The 22,100-nt window shown below is 45.4% G+C and carries 15 protein-coding genes; 6 read left to right on the top strand and 9 right to left on the bottom strand.

Annotation, left to right across the window (positions count from 1 at the left end):
- Window positions 1-287: 287 nt before the first annotated feature.
- The 3 genes from ACSVDE_RS03895 to ACSVDE_RS03885 form a co-directional block, all read right to left on the bottom strand.
- The gene (locus tag ACSVDE_RS03895) at window positions 288-4,667 is read right to left on the bottom strand and encodes a S8 family serine peptidase (RefSeq protein ID WP_439299659.1); all 4,380 of its coding nucleotides are present in this window, start codon (window positions 4,665-4,667) and stop codon (window positions 288-290) included.
- 513 nt (window positions 4,668-5,180) lie between these two features.
- Window positions 5,181-7,028: an asparagine synthase (glutamine-hydrolyzing) gene (asnB, locus tag ACSVDE_RS03890; protein WP_439299658.1), complete on the bottom strand. Its 1,848-nt coding sequence runs from the start codon at window positions 7,026-7,028 to the stop codon at window positions 5,181-5,183.
- A 72-nt stretch (window positions 7,029-7,100) separates the two neighbouring features.
- The gene (locus ACSVDE_RS03885; protein WP_439299657.1) at window positions 7,101-8,276 is read right to left on the bottom strand and encodes a pyridoxal phosphate-dependent aminotransferase; all 1,176 of its coding nucleotides are present in this window, start codon (window positions 8,274-8,276) and stop codon (window positions 7,101-7,103) included.
- Between the two features lie 113 nt (window positions 8,277-8,389).
- Here ACSVDE_RS03885 and ACSVDE_RS03880 point away from each other — a divergent pair, with 113 nt between their 5' ends.
- Window positions 8,390-9,166: a carbon-nitrogen family hydrolase gene (locus tag ACSVDE_RS03880; protein ID WP_439299655.1), complete on the top strand. Its 777-nt coding sequence runs from the start codon at window positions 8,390-8,392 to the stop codon at window positions 9,164-9,166.
- Window positions 9,167-9,202: 36 nt separating this feature from the next.
- Here the strand turns inward: ACSVDE_RS03880 and ACSVDE_RS03875 are convergent, their stop codons facing one another.
- Entirely contained in the window at window positions 9,203-12,103 is a 2,901-nt protein-coding gene (locus ACSVDE_RS03875) for an EAL domain-containing protein (RefSeq protein WP_439299653.1), read from the bottom strand.
- Between the two features lie 286 nt (window positions 12,104-12,389).
- On the opposite strand from ACSVDE_RS03875, the gene ACSVDE_RS03870 reads away from it, so the two are divergent.
- Window positions 12,390-12,794, top strand: coding sequence for a hypothetical protein (locus ACSVDE_RS03870; RefSeq protein WP_439299652.1), 405 nt, complete (start codon window positions 12,390-12,392; stop codon window positions 12,792-12,794).
- Between the two features lie 48 nt (window positions 12,795-12,842).
- On the opposite strand, the gene ACSVDE_RS03865 is transcribed toward ACSVDE_RS03870, so the two are convergent.
- The gene (locus ACSVDE_RS03865; protein ID WP_439299651.1) at window positions 12,843-13,193 is read right to left on the bottom strand and encodes a YisL family protein; all 351 of its coding nucleotides are present in this window, start codon (window positions 13,191-13,193) and stop codon (window positions 12,843-12,845) included.
- 150 nt (window positions 13,194-13,343) lie between these two features.
- On the opposite strand from ACSVDE_RS03865, the gene ACSVDE_RS03860 reads away from it, so the two are divergent.
- Both ACSVDE_RS03860 and ACSVDE_RS03855 read left to right on the top strand, forming a co-directional pair.
- Window positions 13,344-14,564, top strand: a complete 1,221-nt coding sequence (locus tag ACSVDE_RS03860; RefSeq protein WP_439299650.1) for an ornithine--oxo-acid transaminase — start codon at window positions 13,344-13,346, stop codon at window positions 14,562-14,564.
- 287 nt (window positions 14,565-14,851) lie between these two features.
- Complete coding sequence (locus ACSVDE_RS03855) at window positions 14,852-15,322, top strand: hypothetical protein (RefSeq protein ID WP_439299649.1); 471 nt, start codon at window positions 14,852-14,854, stop codon at window positions 15,320-15,322.
- A 146-nt stretch (window positions 15,323-15,468) separates the two neighbouring features.
- Here ACSVDE_RS03855 and ACSVDE_RS03850 read toward each other — a convergent pair whose 3' ends face one another.
- The 3 genes from ACSVDE_RS03850 to ACSVDE_RS03840 form a co-directional block, all read right to left on the bottom strand.
- Window positions 15,469-16,902, bottom strand: a complete 1,434-nt coding sequence (locus ACSVDE_RS03850; RefSeq protein ID WP_439299648.1) for an NAD-dependent succinate-semialdehyde dehydrogenase — start codon at window positions 16,900-16,902, stop codon at window positions 15,469-15,471.
- 85 nt (window positions 16,903-16,987) lie between these two features.
- A complete protein-coding gene (locus ACSVDE_RS03845) occupies window positions 16,988-17,899 on the bottom strand; it encodes a fumarylacetoacetate hydrolase family protein (RefSeq protein ID WP_439299647.1) in 912 nt (303 codons plus the stop codon).
- A 12-nt stretch (window positions 17,900-17,911) separates the two neighbouring features.
- Entirely contained in the window at window positions 17,912-18,196 is a 285-nt protein-coding gene (locus tag ACSVDE_RS03840) for a 4a-hydroxytetrahydrobiopterin dehydratase (protein ID WP_439299645.1), read from the bottom strand.
- Window positions 18,197-18,393: 197 nt separating this feature from the next.
- Here ACSVDE_RS03840 and ACSVDE_RS03835 point away from each other — a divergent pair, with 197 nt between their 5' ends.
- Both ACSVDE_RS03835 and trhA read left to right on the top strand, forming a co-directional pair.
- Window positions 18,394-20,163: a B12-binding domain-containing radical SAM protein gene (locus ACSVDE_RS03835; RefSeq protein ID WP_439299644.1), complete on the top strand. Its 1,770-nt coding sequence runs from the start codon at window positions 18,394-18,396 to the stop codon at window positions 20,161-20,163.
- Between the two features lie 25 nt (window positions 20,164-20,188).
- Window positions 20,189-20,842 carry a PAQR family membrane homeostasis protein TrhA gene (gene trhA / locus ACSVDE_RS03830; protein WP_439299643.1) on the top strand — a complete coding sequence of 218 codons (654 nt, stop codon included), beginning with the start codon at window positions 20,189-20,191 and terminating at the stop codon, window positions 20,840-20,842.
- 46 nt (window positions 20,843-20,888) lie between these two features.
- On the opposite strand, the gene ACSVDE_RS03825 is transcribed toward trhA, so the two are convergent.
- On the bottom strand, window positions 20,889-22,091 hold the full coding sequence (locus ACSVDE_RS03825) for an efflux RND transporter periplasmic adaptor subunit (RefSeq protein ID WP_439299642.1): 1,203 nt from the start codon (window positions 22,089-22,091) through the stop codon (window positions 20,889-20,891).
- Window positions 22,092-22,100 lie beyond the last annotated feature (9 nt).

Below are 22,100 nucleotides of genomic sequence, written 5' to 3'. Positions count from 1 at the left end.
TGCAAAAAGAGGGTGTTCTCCTTTTTATAGAAGAAAAATTACTTCGAAAAGTCGATGGCAGTACGAAATTCGATTATAAGCCAGATTCAGAGATTATAATCCAAATTCGAATTTTATAATCCAATTTTCGAATTTATAATCCATATTCCGAATTTATAATCCATATTTGAGATTTATAATCCAAATCCCCGATTTATAATCCCAAAACCCATATTCGCACTCACCACCCTAACCAAACTTCATCAATAAGAAAGCGACTGCCGAAGCAGTCGCTCTCCATTTTCCATTTATTCCTCTGTATTGATGTAAAGCTTTCCTGCCGCGATCTCTTCTGTTTCGTTTCCATAGTCATCTCTTGCGACGACTTCAACGACCGCTCCATCAGCGACCACGTTGGAAGTGGCTGTGTAATAACCAACGTAGTAACCCGGTGACATTTCCATCATCGGAAGTTCCGTCGCATTCTGTACCATACCCATGCCCATATTCGTCAATGGCATATGCACTCGGAAACGCGCTTCCAGTCCAGGCTCACTGTTGAAGGATATCATCACAGATTGTCCTGACTCGAGGTTTTTGTCCGTATCTGGCATCACATTCGAAACCTCGATCGGTCCAAACTTCGCGTGAACCGTGACCGTGCGTTTGATACGGTTACCTGCGTGGTCTTTTGCAACTACCTTGATTAGATTCTCGCCTTCATCGAGCAGGATTCGGTGAGCGTAAGTGCCATCTTCACTCACTTCTGCACGCTCTCCGTTCACTTTTACCCATTGAAGGTGTTCATCATTTACTGTACCTGTCACGCGTACAGCCATACGATTCGTTTTCATGTCATCTTCTGGGCTTTCAATTGTCAATTCCGGTTTTGCTTGATCGAGGATCACCGTAACCGGTGCGGAAGGATCCGTCATTCCGCGATCATTTGCCGCTGTAGCCGTAAGGACATTCTCCCCATCCATCAGCGTAATGTCAGCTGAGAATGTGCCATCTTCATTCGTAGGGACAACCGCGACTTCATCGCCATTGTTTTCGATATGAATGTCGACACCAGGAGCAGATTGACCTTGGACGGTTACACTTTCATTGTTCGTATGCGTTCCGTCTGCAGGTGAGGTGATGACCGGAGCTGTCACTTCATAATCGACAACGGCTCTGATCATATAGTTCCCTTCAGACTCAGGAGATTGAGACCATGCCCCACCGACATATTGCCAGCTTCTTTCTGCATAATCTCCGTCTTCATCTGTCGCAAGACCTGGTGCATATGGGTTCGGTTGAGTTTGCAAATAAACCATATAAAAGTCTCCTGTTACGGTAACACCTTGATCTGACAAGTCTACTTGCGTCCATTCACCCGTTCGTAGTGCTGTCGCATCGATCGGTCCGGCAAGTTTTTCACCAGGAGACCCATCTTCTGCGGCATCCCAGATTTCAACTTGGAACTCAGTTCCGCCTGGGTTCGGCCAGTCCGTTGTCCAGAATCGGAACATTCCACCTGTGACAAGTGCTTGTTCTTTTCCTTCTGGAAGAGACATTCTGACACCCCAACCGTTTCCTGCATCGTAAAATGCGCGTGCATTTTCAGCAGTTCCATCATCATATCCGATTTCTCCAGGATATCCGATGAATGGCTTCAGTTGAGCATCCTGATCGGTTACTTCATCACCTTCGACTGTAACCGAAAATTCTTCACCGTAGTAACCAGATGCCATGATCTTCAACGTATACTCGCCTTCATAGGCAGTCAACGTGTAGTTTCCATCTGCATCTGTTTCAACTGGGGCAACTGCAGCATCCTCGACCAACAAGACAGTCGCGCCTTCAATCGGCTCTCCAGTCTGCTCATTCGTTACAGTACCAGATACAGTACCTTGAGCCATCTCTTCTAATGTAAAATCAGCTTCTGCTTCGCCGTCATCCGGAATAGATACGGATTGCTGCTCTGGATGGAATCCATACGCCTCTGCAACGACTGTGTAATCCCCAGCAGCATGTGTGATCGAATAGCTTCCATCTACAGGACTAGAAGATGTGGATCGGCCACTTTCCAAAATGCTCACTTCTGCTGCAAGTGGAAGTGCAGAAGGTGCAGTATCGCCTTTATCTTTCTTTTTCACGATATCGATCCGTTTGGTCGGCATCAATTCAGCGGGTTCTACCTTTTCTTTCTTCGCTACCTTATCATCCTTCTTCTTAGTTGCATCATCTTTCGTCGGATGGATGTTCTTGCCTTGCTTTGAATTGAAGAGTGTAGCTTTCGATGACGGATTAAGCTGTGTATCACTCAATCGGACATCGTCAATGTACCAACCTTCTCTTAGGACACTACCATCTGAATCGACATTGAAACCAATGTAGATTCGTTGGTTCACATACTCGGATAAGTCGATTTCTTCTTCAACCCAACCATCGCTGACATTATTAAACTCAACGAGTTGCTCCCAGTTCTCCTGGTCTGTAGAAATGACTAGATGTCCGTAATCATAGTTTCTTTCTAAGTTGTACCAGTTGTTGAACTGTAAGTAGGCTGGTCCTTCACCAAGATCGATTGGTGGCATCATAAGTGTCATATTGGCATTGTTGTCATAATCGCCATCCAGGTTCGTTGCATATACGTTTTCACCTGAAGCCGCTTCACCTGGTCCAGATGTAGGAGCTCCCCATTCCCAAGTGTTATTGTCTCCCCACGACATCCAACCGGTTGGCTGGGATTCGAAGTCCGTGGAATATCCAGTAGTGATTCCTGGTAATACAGCCACTTCATACTCATCAGATGTGACCGAATTATTACCAAAATCGTTCACGACCCAACGATAGCTTAATTGAGGTTCCGCAATTGCTTCTCCAGGAATGACTGCCTCGTACGTTCCTGATAAGTAATCGCCCTCTGTACGAACTGCCTCTGCAGATTGCCAGTTCCCATCTGCATCTTCGTATTCGAGCATGACACTCGTCACACTTACGTTGTCCGTCGCTGTCAAGGATAGTGGAAGATCAAGTCCAGCATATGTTTCAGAAGGAGCACTATGCTCGAACGTCGGTGCTTCCGCATCTTCTCCTTCTTTCGTCACTTGACCTTTCACCACTCCAAGACCATTCATGACAGAAGAAACGGCATCAAAAGCATTGACTAAGCCATATCCGTAGCCATTATTCGGTGACTCTGGATACTCTCCATTCGTCATCGGCTCAGCCGTGCTCAGTAAAATCTCTTCCATCTCATCGACGGTCAGAGAGGAATCCACTTGACGTAGTAACGCGACTACCGCGGATACGTGTGGACCCGCCATCGATGTACCGTTCCATCCGCCTTCATAAGCACTTCCTGGTACAGTCGAACGGATGTTGACACCAGGTGCACTCACATCCGGCTTGATTTCATCATATGGAGATGGTCCTTCCAATGAAAAGCTTGCCAGGTTATCATTGATATCCGTTGCACCTGTTGCAAACGATTCAGGGTAGTTAGCTGGTGTGGCAATCGATCCAGGTCCACCCGGGTTGAAAATCGTCGTATTACCCGCAGAGAACTCTGGGAAAATATCGGCTGCACGCCAGTTTTGTACCATCGGACGGTACCATTCATCTAATCCTGATCCGCCGCCCCAAGAGTTGTTGACAACGTCAGGAGCCATCTCAGGATGAGGATTCCCTTCAGCATCCGTAGGTGCGATGATCCACTCACCCGCTTCAAGTAGATCGACATCGGTTCCACCTGCTGCAGTGAATGCTTTGACTGCGATCCACTTCGCACCTGGTGCGACACCGACTTGATTGGATCCATCCGGCTCAGCACCGACCATCGTACCCATCGTATGAGTTCCATGTCCTTGATCGTCATAAGGTGTATCTTCATTAGCCGTAGCGTCGAACCAGTTCATCGCATGGCTTGGAGATCCAGGATTTGCCGGGTCATATCCGCGATACTGCTCCATCAATCCAGGATGATCCCACTGGACACCTGTATCGATGTTCGCTACGACTGTACCGGTACCATCGATTCCCATGTTCCAGACGGCTGGTGCGCCAATGCGCTCCACGTTCCATTCAACTGCGTTCGTCTCGTTTTGGACTTTACCTTGTGTGGATGCTTTCTTCGTTTCAGGCATCGGTTGAAGCTGACGAACTTCATTAGGTAAAACTTTCGCTACCTCTGGAAATGCAGCGAGTTGTTCCATCACTTCTTTATTGGCAGTAACGGCCATCGCATTTACGATGAAGAAAGATTGATAATCTTTCACCGCTTTGTTCGTTTTTTGTTTGTCGAGGAACTGTTTCACGTTTCCTTGTGTTCCGATTGCTGTTGAACGAAGTGCAGATACAACAGCTGAACGTTGTGCCAACTCTTTTTTATATGGAGTCAACTTCTGCTTTTCAGCCTTATCAACTGCGTTTTTCGCAACTTTTTTCGTATCGACTTGTTCGTTGAATTTGATGAAGAAGGTGACTTGTTCTTGATCTTTGAATTGAGTCTCCAGCTTTTCGCTTACTTTTTGGGATAGGGCTTCTTGTTTGAAGGAAGTGTTCACAGATTGACTCGGCACATGATCCGTTGCTGTTCTGGCATTAGCAGTTGGAGCTAGAAATGTTGAAATGAGTAAAATCATCGCTGTTACGATTGCGAATACACGCTGATTCGTCCAAAATCTCCGATACTGTTCCATATTTCCCCTCCTAAAAGTTTTGTTTCACGATGAAAACGTAAAAACTTTCCTCCTTCCGTGTCGAATTTGATATGTACGACTCCCTTGATGTTGAAACCATCATAATGGAATTTCTACAAGAATTTAATACTAATAACAGAATTTTCTAAAAATAAAGAAATGGTAATGTTTGGTCGATAAATTTTGCTTGGGACTTTCCTCATGAAGAAAGTGATGTAATACGAAAGAATAATCCGTAGTACCAAAGGATTGTACTATTTACTACTTTTGTATTAGTTGGTGAATAGTAGAATCCTGTCAACGTTCGCTGTATCATTAGTCCGACGAATTCTAAATTATTGTCGTAATTTCAGATAATCTGCTGTCAAAATACGTTAATTTCACCCATAGTCCCAATGAAAAAAACTTAAACCACCAACTAACACCTCCCTTCGTCTCACATGTAAATAAATGGGACTAGTTTTGTACAAAAAAAAAAGAAGTCGACCTTTCCAACAGGTCGACTTCTTTAACTTAATCTACGATATTCACATTGTAATCTTCGAGCCAGGTGTTGATTTGAGCGAGGTGTGCGATGAGCTGTGGGCCAGTCATCAACTGGCCGAACCATGGAGTTTTGAATGCCTCTCCATCCGTACGAATGATCTCTTCCACCTTACTACGGTCGACCAGCTCAAGAAGTGGTGCCGAATCGCGCTCTAGAATCGATGATAACCACTCTTTCACCAACCGGGTGTATTCAGGGTGATGCGTCTTCGGATAAGGACTCTTTTTCCGATATAAAATTTCATCTGGTAGCACACCTTCCAATGCTTTCCGTAAAATTCCCTTCTCGCGACCTTCTAGGAACTTCATCTCCCATGGGATGTTCCACGCATAATCGACGATCCGGTGGTCAGCGAACGGGACACGAACTTCAAGACTGGCCCCCATACTCATCCGGTCCTTCCGATCCAACAACGTCGCCATGAACCAATGCATATTCAGGTAAAACATCTCTCGACGACGCGCTTCTGCCGGTTTCTCACCATCCAAACGGGGCGTCTCATCAACGGTCGCTTGATAACGACTTGCGACATATTCCTTCAAGCGAAGCTTCGCACCCAATTCCGGTCGTAAAATCGACTGCCGTTCGTCGACGGAGTGCATCCAAGGGAACGCTTCTCGCTCCAACAATTCCGGACGGTAAAACCATGGATACCCTCCGAAGATTTCGTCTGCACATTCCCCGGACAATCCGACCGTGAATTGCTGCTTGATCTCTTCACAAAACCAGAGGAGCGATGAATCTACGTCTGCCATCCCTGGCAAATCGCGCATATGAACAGCTGCTTTCAAGTAATGCAACAGTTTTTCATTGTCGATGACAGACGTATGGTGGACCGTTTTCAAGTAGTCGCGCATGATCTTGATCCAAGGGCCATCCGAGTTCGGCTGGAATGTGCTCTTCTTGAAATATTTATCATTTTCCTCATAATCGATCGAGTACGTATGGAGTGCTCCGCGGCCTTCTTGATGGAAATAGCGGGAAGCGAACGCACTGATTGCCGAAGAATCTACCCCACCAGAAAGAAACGTACAGACCGGTACATCAGCAACCAATTGCCTCTCTACTGCATCCTTCAACAACCACCGCACATGTTCGACCGTGTCATTGAGCGACTCATTATGTTCTTTACTTTCCACGTCCCAATAGCGCCAGACTTTCACGCCGTTCACATCAAAACGCATGGCGTGAGCTGCGCGTAATTCGTTCATACCACGATAGACGCCGTGTCCAGGGGTACGGGAAGGACCCAAACCGAAGATTTCCTGCAATCCTTCACGATCCACTTCCGCTTTTACAGAAGGATGGGCGAGGATCGACTTCAGCTCCGAACCGAACAGCAATGCCCCACTCTCCAATTTATAAAAGAGCGGCTTCACACCAAGACGATCCCGCGCCATGAACAGCTTGTTCTCCCGGTCATCCCAAATTGCGAAAGCATAGATGCCGTTCAGATGGTCGACACATGCTTCGCCCCACTCGATGTAACTCGTCAGTAACACCTCGGTGTCACTATGTGACTCGAACGTGTGACCTTTCGAAAGCAGAACCTTACGGATATCTTCTGTATTGTACAATTCCCCATTGTAAACCATCGAATAACGAACATCATTGAAGGTCTTGTGCATCGGCTGTCCTCCGCCTGCCGGATCGACGACGATCAGTCGCGCGTGTCCGAAGGCGGCATGGGGAGCAGTCCAATGCGTCGTGGCGTCAGGTCCTCTTTTTCCAAGCGTAGAAGCCATCTTCTTGATCGTTGCGGTTTCATTGGTCAGGTCGTTTTTAAAATCAATCCAGCCCGTAATTCCACACATGGTTCCCTCACCCTCCATCTCTATTGTCACTTTATGCGTAGAAGATGGAAATGTGCCCACCATATGCGTCTTTTAAGAAAGGTCGATTTGCGCTACCATCCGTTCTGCCCCTTCAATTAAACGCTCTTTGTCACATAACAATCCGACTCTTACATAACCCTCTCCATTTTCACCGAAACCGTTTCCTGGTGCGACGATGACATGTGCTTCTTCCAACAACATTTCTGTGAACGATTCCGACGTATAGCCATCTGGTACGGGGATCCATGCGAAAAAGGACCCTTTTGGGGATTCGACCTCCCAGCCGTGTTCGTTCAACTTCGAAATGAAGGCGTCCCGCCGATCCTCATACAAGGCTACGAGATCCGTTACACATTGCTGCGGTCCGTTCAACGCGGCTGCCGCAGCTTCCTGAATCCCTCCATAAATACTGCAATAATAGTGATCCTGCAAAAGATTGATCGCCTCAATCACCTCGGCGTTCCCGAGTGCGAAACCGATGCGCCAACCCGCCATGTTGAACGTTTTCGAAAGCGTGTATACTTCGATACCGACTTCTTTCGCTCCTTTCGTTTGAAGGAAGCTGTGCGGCTTTTTCCCATCAAAACCTATCGTTCCGTAGGCAAAATCATGGACCACACAGACGTTATGTTCATTCGCGAAATCGATTGTCTCGGTAAAAAATTCTGGTGTCGCGATTCCGGCCGTCGGGTTATTCGGATAGTTGAGGAACATGAGCTTAGCTTTTCGGAGAACATCTTCTGGTATGTCGCTATAAACCGGTCGATACGCGTTCTCTCTATTCAATGGCATTTTATAAGACTCCGCCCCGGCAAGTGCAATGCCAGATTCATAGTCTGGGTACCCCGGGTCTGGAACGAGCGCAAAATCACCAGGATTCAAGAGGCATTGGCTGACCTCTACAAGGCCTGTCTTCGCCCCGAATAACACGGCTACTTCTTTTTCCGGGTCGAGATCGACGTCATACTCTCGTTTGTAATAATCCACGATCGCTTGTTTCAAAAAAGGATAACCTCGGAAAGGTGCATATTTATGATAGAGGGGATTCTCGCTTGCCTTTTGTAGTGCCTCTACGACATGGTCCGGTGCGGGTTGATCTGGATTCCCCTGCCCCAAGTTGATCATGTCATATCCTGCTTCGTAATAAGGTTGAATCTTATCAACAAGTTTTGCAAAGAACTGTTCGGGTAAACGTAATAATGTATCGGAATATTGAAACCGCTTCAATCCTTACACCTCCAAATGAAATTTCACGAAAATTCGAATCATTTATGTTAAAGTGTAATGAGTAAAAAGTAGAACATCAAGTAATATCATAGGACTTTTAAGGGGGCTTACTCATGAAAGCAGCTGTCATTCAAATGAACATTGAATTTGGAAATCCTCAAATCAATTTCGAGCATGTAACGGATCAAATCCGAGAAGCATGCAACAACGAAGCCGATGTCATCGTCCTGCCGGAATTATGGACCACAGGATATGACTTGGAGATGCTGGATCAGATTGGTGACCCGGACGGTGAAAGGACCATTGAATTCATCTCTTCACTTGCTTCCACATATCACGTGAATATTATTGCGGGTTCAGTCGCAGTCCGAAAAGGCGACAAAGTGTACAACACGATGCTCGTCTTCGATCGTGAAGGAGAGGTTGTAAAGGAATACAGCAAAGTCCATCTGTTCCGTCTTATGAATGAAGAGAAATATTTAACATCCGGGAATGAAGATGGACATTTTACTATTGACGATATTCCGGTTGCAGGCTTCATCTGTTATGACATCCGGTTTCCAGAATGGATCCGGAAACATGCCCTGGAAGGAGCGAAAGTCCTGTTCGTTCCGGCAGAGTGGCCGAAACCCCGCACTGAGCATTGGCGCAATCTGTTGATCACCCGTGCAATCGAGAACCAGTGTTATGTCGTTGCGTGTAATCGAATCGGCAAGGATCCGAACAATGAATTCGGCGGGCACTCGATCATCATCGATCCGTGGGGCGAGATCGTTGCCGAAGCGGAAGAAGAAGAAATGACGTTATTTGCGGATATCGCCATCGATCACCTGGATGAAATCCGCACCCGCATCCCAGTTTACGAAGACCGAAGAACAGATCTATATTGAAAAAAAGGGTGACGGAACATTCCGTCACCCTTCTCCTTATACAATGCTGTATTTTCGGTTCAGACTCTTGATCGCTTCAGCTTCAACAGGCCTACTGATATAGTACCCTTGAATCTGGTTGCAGCCGAACTTTTTCAACGTCGTCAATTGTTCCTTCGTTTCAACACCCTCAGCCAACACCGTCACATTCAAGCCTTCACACATCGTAATGATGGCCCGGACAATCGCGGCATCGGAGTTGTATTCTTCGAGGTTACGGATGAAAGACTGATCGATTTTCAAAATATCGATCGGAAAGTCCCGTAAATAACTTAAAGAAGAATACCCTGTCCCAAAATCGTCCACGGAAATCTTGACTCCTAATGCCCTTAGTTGGTTGATGATCCACAAGCTATGATCAACGTCCTCGAGCATGATGCTCTCCGTCAACTCGATATGAAGGTTGGACGGTTGAAGACCTGTATTCTGGAGACACGTCTTCACTTCATCAATGAAATCGACGCGTTGGAACTGCTTGCCGGACACATTAACACAAATCGATATGTCTTCCATTCCACTGTCATGCCACTTACGCGTTTGAGAGCAAGCTTCCTCCAAAACCCAGTACCCGATCTCGTTAATCAACCCTGTTTCCTCGGCTATCGGAATGAAGATGTTCGGCGGAATCATCCCGCGTTTCGTATGCTTCCAACGGATGAGCGCTTCGAATGCAAACACCTCGCCGGTTTTCATACAAATCTGCGGTTGGTAATACACTTCAAGTTCATCCAACTGGGCTGCTTTACGTAAATGATTCTCCAATTCCAGCCGCTCATTGATCTGGTCGTTCATATCGTCGGTGAACAATTGGACACTGTTCCTGCCGATCAACTTCGCCCGGTGCATGGCCAGATTGGCATGCTTCAACAATTTCTCGTCGTCAACTGCATCATTCGGATAGAGACTGATTCCGATACTCCCTGAAAGTACATATTCCTTCCCTTTTAAAAACACAGGCTTTTTGATGACGGACAGTAAGTTGTGGGCGAGCGCCGTAATGCTCTCCAAATCGTCTGCATGCGGGACGAGCACTAGAAATTCATCAGCTGCAAACCGCGCCAGGAACTGATCGTCTGAGATCATGCCATTCATATTTTTAGCAACATGTTTCAGTATGCGGTCCCCCGCTTGATGCCCTAAGCTGTCGTTGATCAACTTGAATTCATCCAAATCGACGACCATGACCGCCACGAGTCCCTTCGTATGCGTCGCCACGTCGATTGCATGCTTCAATCGCTCATGGAAAAACAACCGGTTCGGTAGTCCAGTCAAGCTGTCATGGTATGCAAGCTGCGTAATTTTCTCTTCCGCAAGAATTTGGTCCGTCCGGTTCTTCGCAACCCCATAAATACCTACGACGTCATCGTTTACGATAATCGGCATGTTGGCGACTTCAAACAGGACATTCTGCCCGTTTTTATGCTGGATCACAGCCGTAAAATGTTGCGGTTGATTGTTCATGGCAAGACGGAAATATTCGTGTACACGATTCAGATCCTCTTCATGCAGGAATTCCACGGCGCTCTTTCCGATCACTTCATCAGTCGTGAATCCGAGGATCTTTTCAGTTGTGGAATTGACACTTGTGATGGTTCCTTTTCGATCTACTGAATAAACGATATCCGGATTATGCTCAAACAAGGATTTATACCGTTGCTCCGATTCTTTCAAACTATGATGTAGTTCTTCCAAATCTTCTGTCGATGCTTTAATCAGTTGGGAAAGGGCAAGGATCTCTTTGATTTCAGAGCTCGCATTCGTCGCCCTTTTGAAATCATCCTCATCAATGTAAGCTTCACTTTCCGCTAAAGCAAGGAACGTCAATGCATACGATAAGACTTCATTCTTTCCTTCTTCTTGATAATACTCTCCCGCGGTAAAAGCACCTGTTGTCGGAATCAGATTTTTGATCGTGTTCATTTCATGCTCGATCCCTTTTTTGAAAAACCGTAAACGGGACAAACAGGAATACATGAACAATCCTTCTACAGGCACACCTTTCAACCGATCCGATATGAAGTTGAATGTATTCAGGAAGATACTCGCATCACCACAACCGATGTAAACCGTCGTCCCTTTTTCAATCGGATCAATCACCGTAATAGAGCCATCCTCGTGGAAGTCTTTGATCATGACGGGCTTCGTCACGTGTCCTTGCTTGACCATCAAAGGAAATGAGGATTCGGCACTTTCGATGTTATCGAGCATCTTTTTCCCTAGATATTTTTCATAGATTTCCGTCACTGGCTTATGATCCAGTGTGAGAATGCGTCGATCATCCACCTGGGTCACAATGAATGGACGTCCCGCCGTGCTCCATTCCGTACATGCATGCAACGATGCCGACAACTCTTCACCCGATAGACTGACCGCAACCATGCCAACGTCTATTAATCCTTCGTCTGAAAGGAGAAACTCTTGTTGTTCTGGTCCGAGTGGGACAGCGTTCCCTCCAGCGATCAATACGTCTGGGCATTGAATTTCCAAAGCGTCCAAGACACTCCGGCTGTCAAACGTATGACTGCTTCCGAACAGAATGATGGCTTTCGTATCCTTCTCAACAAGCCTTCTACCGATCTCCAAACCGCAATCATACGCATTTTTATGGTTCGGTAAGCGGACAGCTGTGCCCTCAATACGTGTCCGTTCGAATACGGTAAAAGAAAGAACCGTTCCGCTCTGTTTGATTTCTCTATTAAATGAGGCTTCAATTGTAGCCCCTATGATAACCGCTCTTGGTAGAATCATGGACAATAGGGAATGAAGCCGAGACATCCGAACTTTCCCTTCTTTCGTAAACACTTGGATGAGAAGGTGATTTTGAGTTGAAAGTTCGTTTTTCTCTATGAATTCTATTATTTGTTTTTTATTGCGATACATCGTGGTGTATGTTTTCATTAATCGCATCATTCCTAACGTCTTAATCGGATACCTTACCTCTTAAAATTATTTCTCTACTCTTTTTATCGGCAATTCGACCTTGATTCTACATGTATATACAGGGTGTATAAACTCCTATTTTATCTCTATATTTTACATATATATGTACTTTAGTAGTTCTTTTTAACTAATAATCTTTATTTTAGCAGCATGTTAACGTGGTACTGTCCTATGAATTCATTTTACTAGCGTAAATCCCTCCTTCGGTAAAAATGTTATACTGATATACGGGACACCTCACTTCATGGCAAAGGCTGGAGAGAAGATGAAGAACTTATTATTCGGCATTCTTACCTTAGGATTATTGCTTGGTATATCAGCCCTTGCTGTCAGCCCGGAGCTGACCGATTTTTTCGTCGATGAAGAGAAAGTGGCGGCAATCAATGAGTCCACAGGAACAAACGCGAAAGAGATGAATCCCGATACGATCCTGAACCAGACCGGTTCAGAATGGGAGGCTCTCTCCTATAAAGAGCGTATGGCTTTCGTCCTCACCCTCGTCAAGGGTCTTGAATCCCGTGACATGGGCATCTCAGACCCGAATGAAATGCTGTCCCAGATCGATACATACTATGAAAGCCATCCAAAGGAAGATACGATTGAAAAGGCCGTCATGACCATCTTGACTGAAAAATGGACCTCGGACTGATGTGTCAAGCGCAAAAAAAAGCTCTCCATCGCGGAGAGCTTTTTTTGTTTAACCTAAAACACCATATCCTAAGTATAGGACAAGGACCAACGAGATGAGGAACATGATCCACATCCCTTTCGCTGATGCGCCTTTTTTCGTTTTTGCCAATACCATTTCCATTCCGCCGATGACCCAGATACCTACGAGGACTTTGATGAAGACTGCAACTGCGGTATAACCAGCTGACATGTACGAAACGAAAATCATACCACCAGTGATGATGATCAAGACATAGAACAATCTTAAAATCATACTCGTAATCTTATGTCCTTTCGCTTTTCCTGCACGAAGTAGAAAGTAACTTACGAAAAATAGAATCAGTGCTACTGCCCATGAAGACACATGTGCATGAATCATTTGAATTCCTCCTCTATGAACATTCTTTTTTATCATATCAAAGGGCATAATGAAAGGGAAATAGTTTAAATAGGGCTTTGGGGTGTTTTGCATTCCGGATATCCTTTATAATGAAAGGCGAGACTATAATGACAAGAATGGAGTGAGCACATGAATCAAAATCAAGTAAGAGACCAACAAGGAACTGAACAGATCATTTCAAAGACAGAACAGTATGGTGCAAAGAACTATCATCCACTGCCGATTGTCATTTCTGAGGCAGAAGGTGTTTGGGTAAAAGACCCTGAAGGTAACCGTTACATGGATATGCTGAGTGCATATTCTGCAGTCAACCAGGGGCACCGTCATCCGAAGATTATTGAAGCATTGAAGCAACAAGCGGATCGTGTGACATTGACTTCACGCGCTTTCCATAATGACCAACTGGCTCCATTTTACGAAAAAGTATCCAAACTTACGAAAAAAGACATGGTATTACCGATGAATACAGGAGCTGAAGCAGTTGAAACAGCGATCAAATCCGCTCGTCGCTGGGCATATGATGTGAAAGGCGTAGCTGACAACCAAGCTGAAATCATCGCTTGTGAAGGCAACTTCCATGGACGTACAATGTCAGCGGTTTCACTCTCTTCTGAAGCTGAGTACAAGCGTGGATTCGGTCCGATGCTGCCTGGAATCAAGTTGGTTCCATATGGCGATATCCAAGCGTTGCGTGAGGCGATCACAGAAAACACAGCTGCTTTCTTGTTTGAACCGATCCAAGGTGAAGCTGGAATCAACATTCCACCAGAAGGCTTTTTGAAGGAAGTGCGCGAGTTGTGTTCTTCTGAAAACGTATTGATGATTGCGGATGAAATTCAGGCTGGTCTTGGCCGTTCTGGTAAAACGTTCGCTTGTGACTGGGAAGATGTCGAGCCGGACATGTATATTCTCGGTAAAGCACTTGGAGGCGGAGTATTCCCGATTTCTTGTGTAGCTGCTGATAAGGATGTTCTTGGAGTGTTCAACCCTGGTTCCCACGGATCAACGTTCGGTGGTAACCCATTAGGTTGTGCCGTATCCATCGCATCACTAGAAGTAATGGAAGAAGAGAAGCTCGTTGAGCGTTCACTTGAGCTCGGAGACTACTTCCAGAAGGAATTGAAGTCGATCGATAATCCGAAGATCAAGGAAGTTCGCGGACGCGGGTTGTTCATCGGAGTCGAAATGACAGAAGCTGCTCGTCCTTACTGTGAGCGATTGAAAGAAAAAGGATTGCTCTGTAAAGAGACACATGACACTGTGATTCGTTTCGCACCACCGTTGATTATCGATAAGAAGGATCTCGACTGGGCGATTGAAAGAATTAAAGAAGTGTTGAGCGCAACATAAGTTTGAATATGTAGGAATGTAGAAGCAGGCTGAGTAAAATCAGCCTGCTTTTTTAGTGTGGTTTGAGCTATCATTTCTGATTTTTATGGAAAAACGCGAATTCTCGTCTATAAATTTCATTTTTTATTGGAAATAACCCGATTTTTATGGGAAATAACCGAAAACAGAGCTATAATTGGAAAACTCGTGTTTGATATGAAGTTCTGACACCCTTTTTCTGTTCTTTTTGTGGACAATGGTGAATATTTCTAAGGTAGACTACACATCAATGGGGGTTAGATGTCCGCATGAAGAATATTCGCTTCTGGTTACACGTAGGTCTGCTCATCAGTTTCGCACTTCCATGGGTTAAAATCCCACTCCTTTTGACCACCGTTTCAGTCACTGGTTATCTGCTGCCTTATCAATCGACCCATATCGCTCAAGAGCTGAACAACCTGGGCGTTATCTCTGTTCAGAATGACCAGATGTTGCCGATGTATGTGATGTTGCTCGCTCCAACACTCTCTTTCGTGATCTTACTAGGTATGTTCACCAACCGGCCATTGAACGAATACTTCGATTCAGTCGTCGGATTTATCGCTGTCATGAGCAGCTTATACGTGTTAATGAATACCGGAAATGTCATCACCATCGGACTGTACGTCACTCTTGCACTATCCCTACTACTCGTCGCCTCCCCGCTCCTGAATAAAGAGACGGTACCAGAAACGGTACCAGGTACTGATTTGAAAGTCAGTCCCAGCAAGGGTTCCTGATCGGTGCCTGGCACGGATCACAAACCCAACAATACCAAGGGCTCCCGATCGGTACCTGGCACTGCCAATCATAAATGAAAAAGGATTGACCGGAAGCCGTCGTGTGAGACGGCCCTGGTCAATCCTTTCTTAATGATAGAAATGATTTATTCTTTCATCCCGATGGAGATGTACTTCGTTTCGAGATACGCTTCCATTCCTTCGATGCCGCCTTCACGGCCTAGTCCACTTTGCTTCATTCCGCCAAATGGGGCTTGCGCAGCAGACGGTAATCCATCGTTCCAGCCGACGATACCGTAATCGAGCGCTTCTACTACCTTCATTCCTCGGCTGTAATTTTCACTGAATACATATGCAGCTAACCCGAAAGGCGTCATGTTCGCATATTTGACGGCTTCTTCATCCGTCTTCACCTTTTGGATCGGTGCAACGGGTCCAAAGGTTTCTTCATTCATGATCAGCATGCTCGGCTCCACATCAATCAACACAGTCGGCTCATAGAAATACGTGCCGTTCTCCGCTTCTTGCCCTTTTCCGCCGTGCACGCACTTCGCGCCTTGCTTCACTGCATTGTCAACGTGCTTCCCGACTTTTTCATAAGCATCCTTATTGATCATCGGACCGATGTCGGTCCCTTCTTCAAAGCCGTTGCCGACCTTCAATTTCTCCGTCTCTTTCACGACGTGATGGATGAACTCATCGTATATTTTTTCCTGAACGTATACACGGTTTCCGCAAATACAGGTTTGTCCGCCGTTACGGAACTTGGATGCAACCGTCTGCTTGGCAGCGTGCTCCACATCTGCGTCATCCAGCACCACGATTGGCGCATGGCCGCCAAGCTCCAATGACAAGTTCTTCACTTGCTCGGAAGCTTGTTTCATCAGTAGTTTTCCGACTTCCGTCGATCCTGTGAATGTAATTTTCCGTACTTTTGGGTTGGATAAAAGCTCTTCGCCGATCTCGGATGATTTTCCTGATACCAGGTTGACGACACCCTTCGGAAAACCTGCTTCTTCACACAGCTCGACAAGTCTCACTGCCGTCAGTGGCGTCTCATTCGGTGGTTTGACGATGAATGTACAACCAGCTGCCAATGCCGGTGCCATTTTCCGGGTAATCATCGCGGCCGGGAAGTTCCAAGGCGTAATCGCGCCGACGACTCCTACTGGCTGCTTGATCACTTGCATCCGTTTTCCATCTTTAGAAGGTGGGATTGTACGACCATACACCCGCTTCCCTTCTTCTGCATACCATTTGACGAAAGAAGCGGCATACTGGACTTCACCTTTTGATTCCTTCAGCGGTTTCCCCATTTCTGAAGTCATCAGCTCAGCCAGTTCATCTTCATGCTTCATCATGAGTTCATACAATTTTTCAAGATAAGCGGCACGGTCGTAAGCATTCAGCCCAGACCAGCCAGGAAAAGCATCGTGAGCCGCATCGATTGCCGAACGTGTCTCCTTCTTTCCGCCACGTGGCACCGTCCCAACGACCTCTCCTGTCGCCGGGTTGATGACCTCCGTCTTTTCCAACCCGTGATCAGACCATTCGTTGTTTATGAAGATCCCTTTTTCCATCAAAACGCCTCCAATTTTATATTGATTGCTGTTGCGTAAAATTAGTAAGTATCGCTACTTTTACAATTCCATTGATGGCATGTCCTTAAACATCATTCAGGACAGGATTACTCAGTTTACCGATCTGTTCAATTTCGATGGTTACGGTATCGCCTGCTTTCAGATATTTCGGTGGGTCGAATCCTTTCCCTACTCCTGCAGGGGTTCCGGTGGCGATGATATCACCCGGTTCGAGCGTCATCGCTTTCGATAGTTCTTCAATCAACTTCGGTATGGAAAAAATCATCTTGGATGTAGAAGATTGCTGTCGCACTTCATCGTTCACAAATGTAGTGATGACCAGGTCATGCGGGTCTGGAATGGAAGTTTTATGGATGACAACAGGTCCGATCGGACAGCTCGTGTCCATGCTTTTTCCGATTAAAAATTGCTTGTGTTTACTTTGAAGATCTCTTGCTGTTACATCGTTCAACAGCGTGTATCCGAAAACATGGTCATAAGCGTCCTCGGCTTTGATCCGTTTCCCGCCGACTCCGATGACGACAGCCAGTTCACCCTCATAGTCGATATCCGATGTAACATCCGTTGGAATCCGAATAGGGTCCTTTGTTCCAATGACAGATGTCGGCGTTTTTGAGAAGAACATCGGAACATCTGGAACGTCACTGGCACTCCCAAGCTCGATTGCGTGATCGAGATAATTTTTCCCGACACAAAAAACGTTCTTGGTCGGACGGGGAATCGGTGCCTGAACCTTGATCTCTTCACGCTTCAAAGTGTATGCCGCTTCCTTCTCCTCATCATGCAATCGTGCTAAGATTTGCTGTACCGTTTCTATAAAGTGCTCTGATTGGAGACACTCCAAGAATAAGGTCGGCATCTTCATGTCATAGTAGGTGGCTGCTGCGTTCAAATCGATGACTTCACCAGGATGTCCTTCCTTCGCAATGCCAATGAATGTTTCGTTATCTGCTTTCAATCCCGTTAAAAATTTCATGATATGTAGCTCCTATCCGTGAACCCGATCAAAGTCGGCAGCCAGCTTGAAGTCGAGGTCTGTCAGTCCCTTAGCTTGCCAGGAACTTAATTTGACCGTAACAAGCTTATAGTCGATTGAAATGAGCGGGTGATGTTGAATGTCTTCAGAAATCTTTGCAATTTGACTGACAAAATCAATGCCATCCAGATATTCCTTGAACCGGTATTTCTTAACGATCCACTTTTCATCTTGAAGAAACCAGCCTTCCAGCTTTTCAATCTCCTTCAACACTTGTTCTTCTGTTAAACGTTCCATGATTGTTCCTCCTTATCAGCTTTCATTTTTACAATAAATGATGAAAGAACTTTTCCCATTTGTAAAACAATCCGCACCCTCAACCCTTTATATACTTCCATTCCTATGTAAAATCTCCTCTTTTCATCGAAGTACCTCATGTTTGGGAATGAAATGTGTTAAAATAAGTTGTTAATAACACGCATGGAGTGACGTAAATGAATGTTGTAGTAAGTACATTAAACGCGAAGTACATACATACGTGTCTCGCGCTCAGATATCTGAAAAGCTATTGTGCACCTGAGTATGATGTGCAAATGGCTGAATACACGATCAAAGATCCTGTCATGAACATCGTAAGTGATCTTTATTCACGAAACCCGGATGTAATTGGTTTCAGTTGTTATATCTGGAACATCGAAGAAACGATACCGATTATTGAAATGCTGAAAAAGATCAACCCGGACATTAAAATCGTCCTCGGCGGACCAGAAGTATCCTACGATGTGCCTCAATGGTTGGAAAGACTCGAACACGTCGACTATATCGTGGTCGGAGAAGGTGAAGCTACGTTCAAGGATTTGCTTCAAGCATTGGAAAAAGGAGAAGATCCGGAATCCGTTGCAGGATTAGCGTATATGAAGGACGGGAAGCCTCACCGATCGGCTCCAAGACCGAAGCTCGATCTGAAAACCGTTCCTACACCATTCCGATTTGAAGAAGATCTTAGCCAGCTATCGAAAAGAGTCACCTACGTGGAAACGAGTCGAGGATGTCCCTATTCATGTGCCTTCTGTCTCTCATCCATTGAAGTCGGCGTCCGTTATTTCGACATTGAAATGATGAAAGAGGAAATTCGATTCCTGATGGCAAACGGTGCACGCACCATAAAATTCGTCGATCGTACCTTCAACATCAGAAGGGAATACGCCTTGGAGATGTTTGAGTTTCTCATTCAAGAGCACCTACCGGGGACCGTGTTCCAGTTTGAAATCACTGCCGACATCATGCGTCCAGAAGTCATCGATTATTTGAATGAGAACGCCCCTGTTGGATTGTTCAGATTTGAAATCGGTGTCCAATCAACGAATGATGCGACGAATGAACTTGTGGAACGACGTCAAAACTTCGAAAAGCTCACGAGGACCGTCACTACAGTACGAGACGGAGGGAAAATCGTCCAGCATCTGGATCTCATTGCAGGACTACCTGAAGAGAATTATGATTCCTTCAGAAGAACGTTTAATGACGTATTTGCGTTCCGGATTGAAGAAGTGCAGCTCGGTTTCTTGAAGATGCTACGAGGAACCGGCTTACGATTACGAGCAGAGCAGCATGATTACATCTATATGGATCAAGCTCCCTACGAGATCCTTGGCAACAACGTTTTATCTTTCGGTGAAATCATCAAGATCAAACGGGTTGAAGATGTACTGGAGAAGTTTTGGAATGACCACCGTATGGATACAACGGTCAGTTATCTGATCGATGAAGTCTTCCCATCGGCGTTTGATTTCTTCCAACAGTTCGGAGACTTCTGGGAAACCCGTGGATGGTCACGGATCGGTCATCAGCTTGAGGACCTTTTCAAACGTCTACACGATTTCCTTGTTCATGAACAAGTGGAAGGACTTCCAATGATTGAAGGCTTGATGAAGTACGATTATTTCATCCGTCAAAAGCATAAACCACGTAAGCCCTGGTGGGACTTTACAATGGATAAGCAGACCCAGACCACTTATTTCCGTTACCTCGTGAGTTCACCAGAGAAAGTATCCAGTGAATTCGTTGAGCTCGGTCTGAATGAAAAAGATTTGCACAAGCATGTGATGATTGAGAAGCTTCCATTCGATCTTGAAGCATTTTTAGAAAATGGTACCATCAAGAAGAATGACACCCTATTGATTATGTATTTCGATCCAAAATCGCAAGAAGCTACTGCATTCACACTCCCTGATCAAAAGATCGCTACGAACGAAATGGTCTGAGTGGAATAATAATAGGAGGACAATTATGGCAAATACCCATACCTATACGAGAAAAGAAGAAATCGTCAATGCCATCACACATGGAATCGGTGCGGTATTCAGTGTCGTTGCGCTCGTCTTACTTGTCGTCATGTCCGCCATGGATGGCTCTGTCTGGCATGTCGTCAGCTTCTCCATTTACGGCGCATCCATGCTTTTGTTGTATACCGCATCTACATTGGTCCATAGTTTTCCAGAAGGAAAGCTCAAGGATCTGTTCGAAATATTCGACCATGCCGCCATCTACATTTTCATTGCTGGTACGTATACACCGTTTCTGTTCATCGTCGTCAAAGGTGCACTGGGATGGACTTTGTTCGGAATTGTATGGGGAATTGCCTTAGTAGGCGTTTTCTTCAAAGCATTCTTTGTGAAAAAGTTCCTCTACCTATCAACGGTCATTTACATCGTAATGGGCTGGCTTGCTGTATTTGCATGGAAACCGTTGATGACGGCATTGCCTACGGATGGCAGCTTGTTATTCATCATCGGAGGAATCCTTTATACAGTCGGAACGATCTTCTATGTGTGGCGTGCTTTTCCGTATCATCATGCGGTATGGCATGTCTTTGTCCTCGCCGGAACAGCTGCTCATTTCTTTGCGATTCTCCTCTATGTACTGCCGATCAGAGTCATGTAAAAATAGTTCAAAAAAAAACGTCTGCTTCTCAGCAGACGTTTTTTGTTTAGCCGTTGTTCTCGGAATCTTCATCCGTTGCAGGATCCTGCTCTTCCTCAGTCTGATCCTGCTCTTCTTTGGCCTTCTTCTCTTTTTCAATGTCGACGACTTCAATCTCCATGTCATCTACAAGTAGTCGGTTTGGAACTTTGACGATGACTTCTTCAGCTTTTAAACCTTTCGTTACTTCCAGATAGGTTTTGTTTTCAAAACCGAACGAAACCTGTCTTTTATCGATGTATCCGTTTTTCACAACCAAAACATATTGTTTCCCGTCTTCTTGGAGAATGGATTCGTGGCGAACAGCTACGGCATCTTTTACTGCGATCGGTCGGACTGTCATTTCAACAGTACTTCCAACCTGAAGAGTGGATTCACCTTCTTGTTCGACCTCAACATCGACCTGAAACTCTGAACCTTCTTGTTTCTCTTCAGCAGGTTGAATAGAAGCGATGATCCCTTTCCACTCTTTGTCCTTGGCAGATTTCAACTGTACGTCGTCACCTTCTTGTAACAAAAGAACTTCTTTCTCGGAAAGGAATGTCCGAACCATAACGTTATCTTCATTGGCGAGAACCACTAAAGGTTCTTTTGCAGAACCTCTTTCATAGGAAACCTTCTGGACGGTTCCAGAGATGGAACTTTTTACTGTCATCTCACCAGAACGAGATTCAAGCTGTTTGATTTCATCCTCTTTATTGGAAATCATACTGTCAATACGATCAGCCTGGTATTCCGCATCGGCTTCTTCCTGTTCGAGTAGTAATAAAGCCGAATCATCTCTCTCCTCTTCATCCTTAGCAGATTCCCTCAAAATTTGGTTCCCGATCAATCTCTCTCGATCTTCGTGATAATCCTTTTCAGTTTCCAATACATCAATTTCATTTTCGAGAGCAACGACTTGTTGATCATAATTTGAAGCGCTATATTGAAGGATATCCGTTCCGCTGGATATATCATCGCCTTCTTGGACAAGGATTTCCTCGAGCGTGCCTCTACTTTCGTCAAAGTAGAATTCTTCTTTTTCCTTAGGGACGACAACGCCTGTCGCTTGGATCGTCTCCTTCAAATCACGTTGTTCGATTCTCGTCACTTCATATGGCTTTTCGCTCGCAAAAATCGACTCATTCAGGATAAATAGATATGTGTTTATGATGACGAACAGGATGATCGGCAGTGCGATCAACGCTTTCTTTATGTAACCGTTCAAACTGAGAAC

Source organism: Pseudalkalibacillus sp. Hm43, from assembly GCF_051842935.1.
GTDB lineage: Bacteria > Bacillota > Bacilli > Bacillales > Fictibacillaceae > Pseudalkalibacillus.
This window is presented reverse-complemented; position numbering and strand designations above follow the sequence as displayed.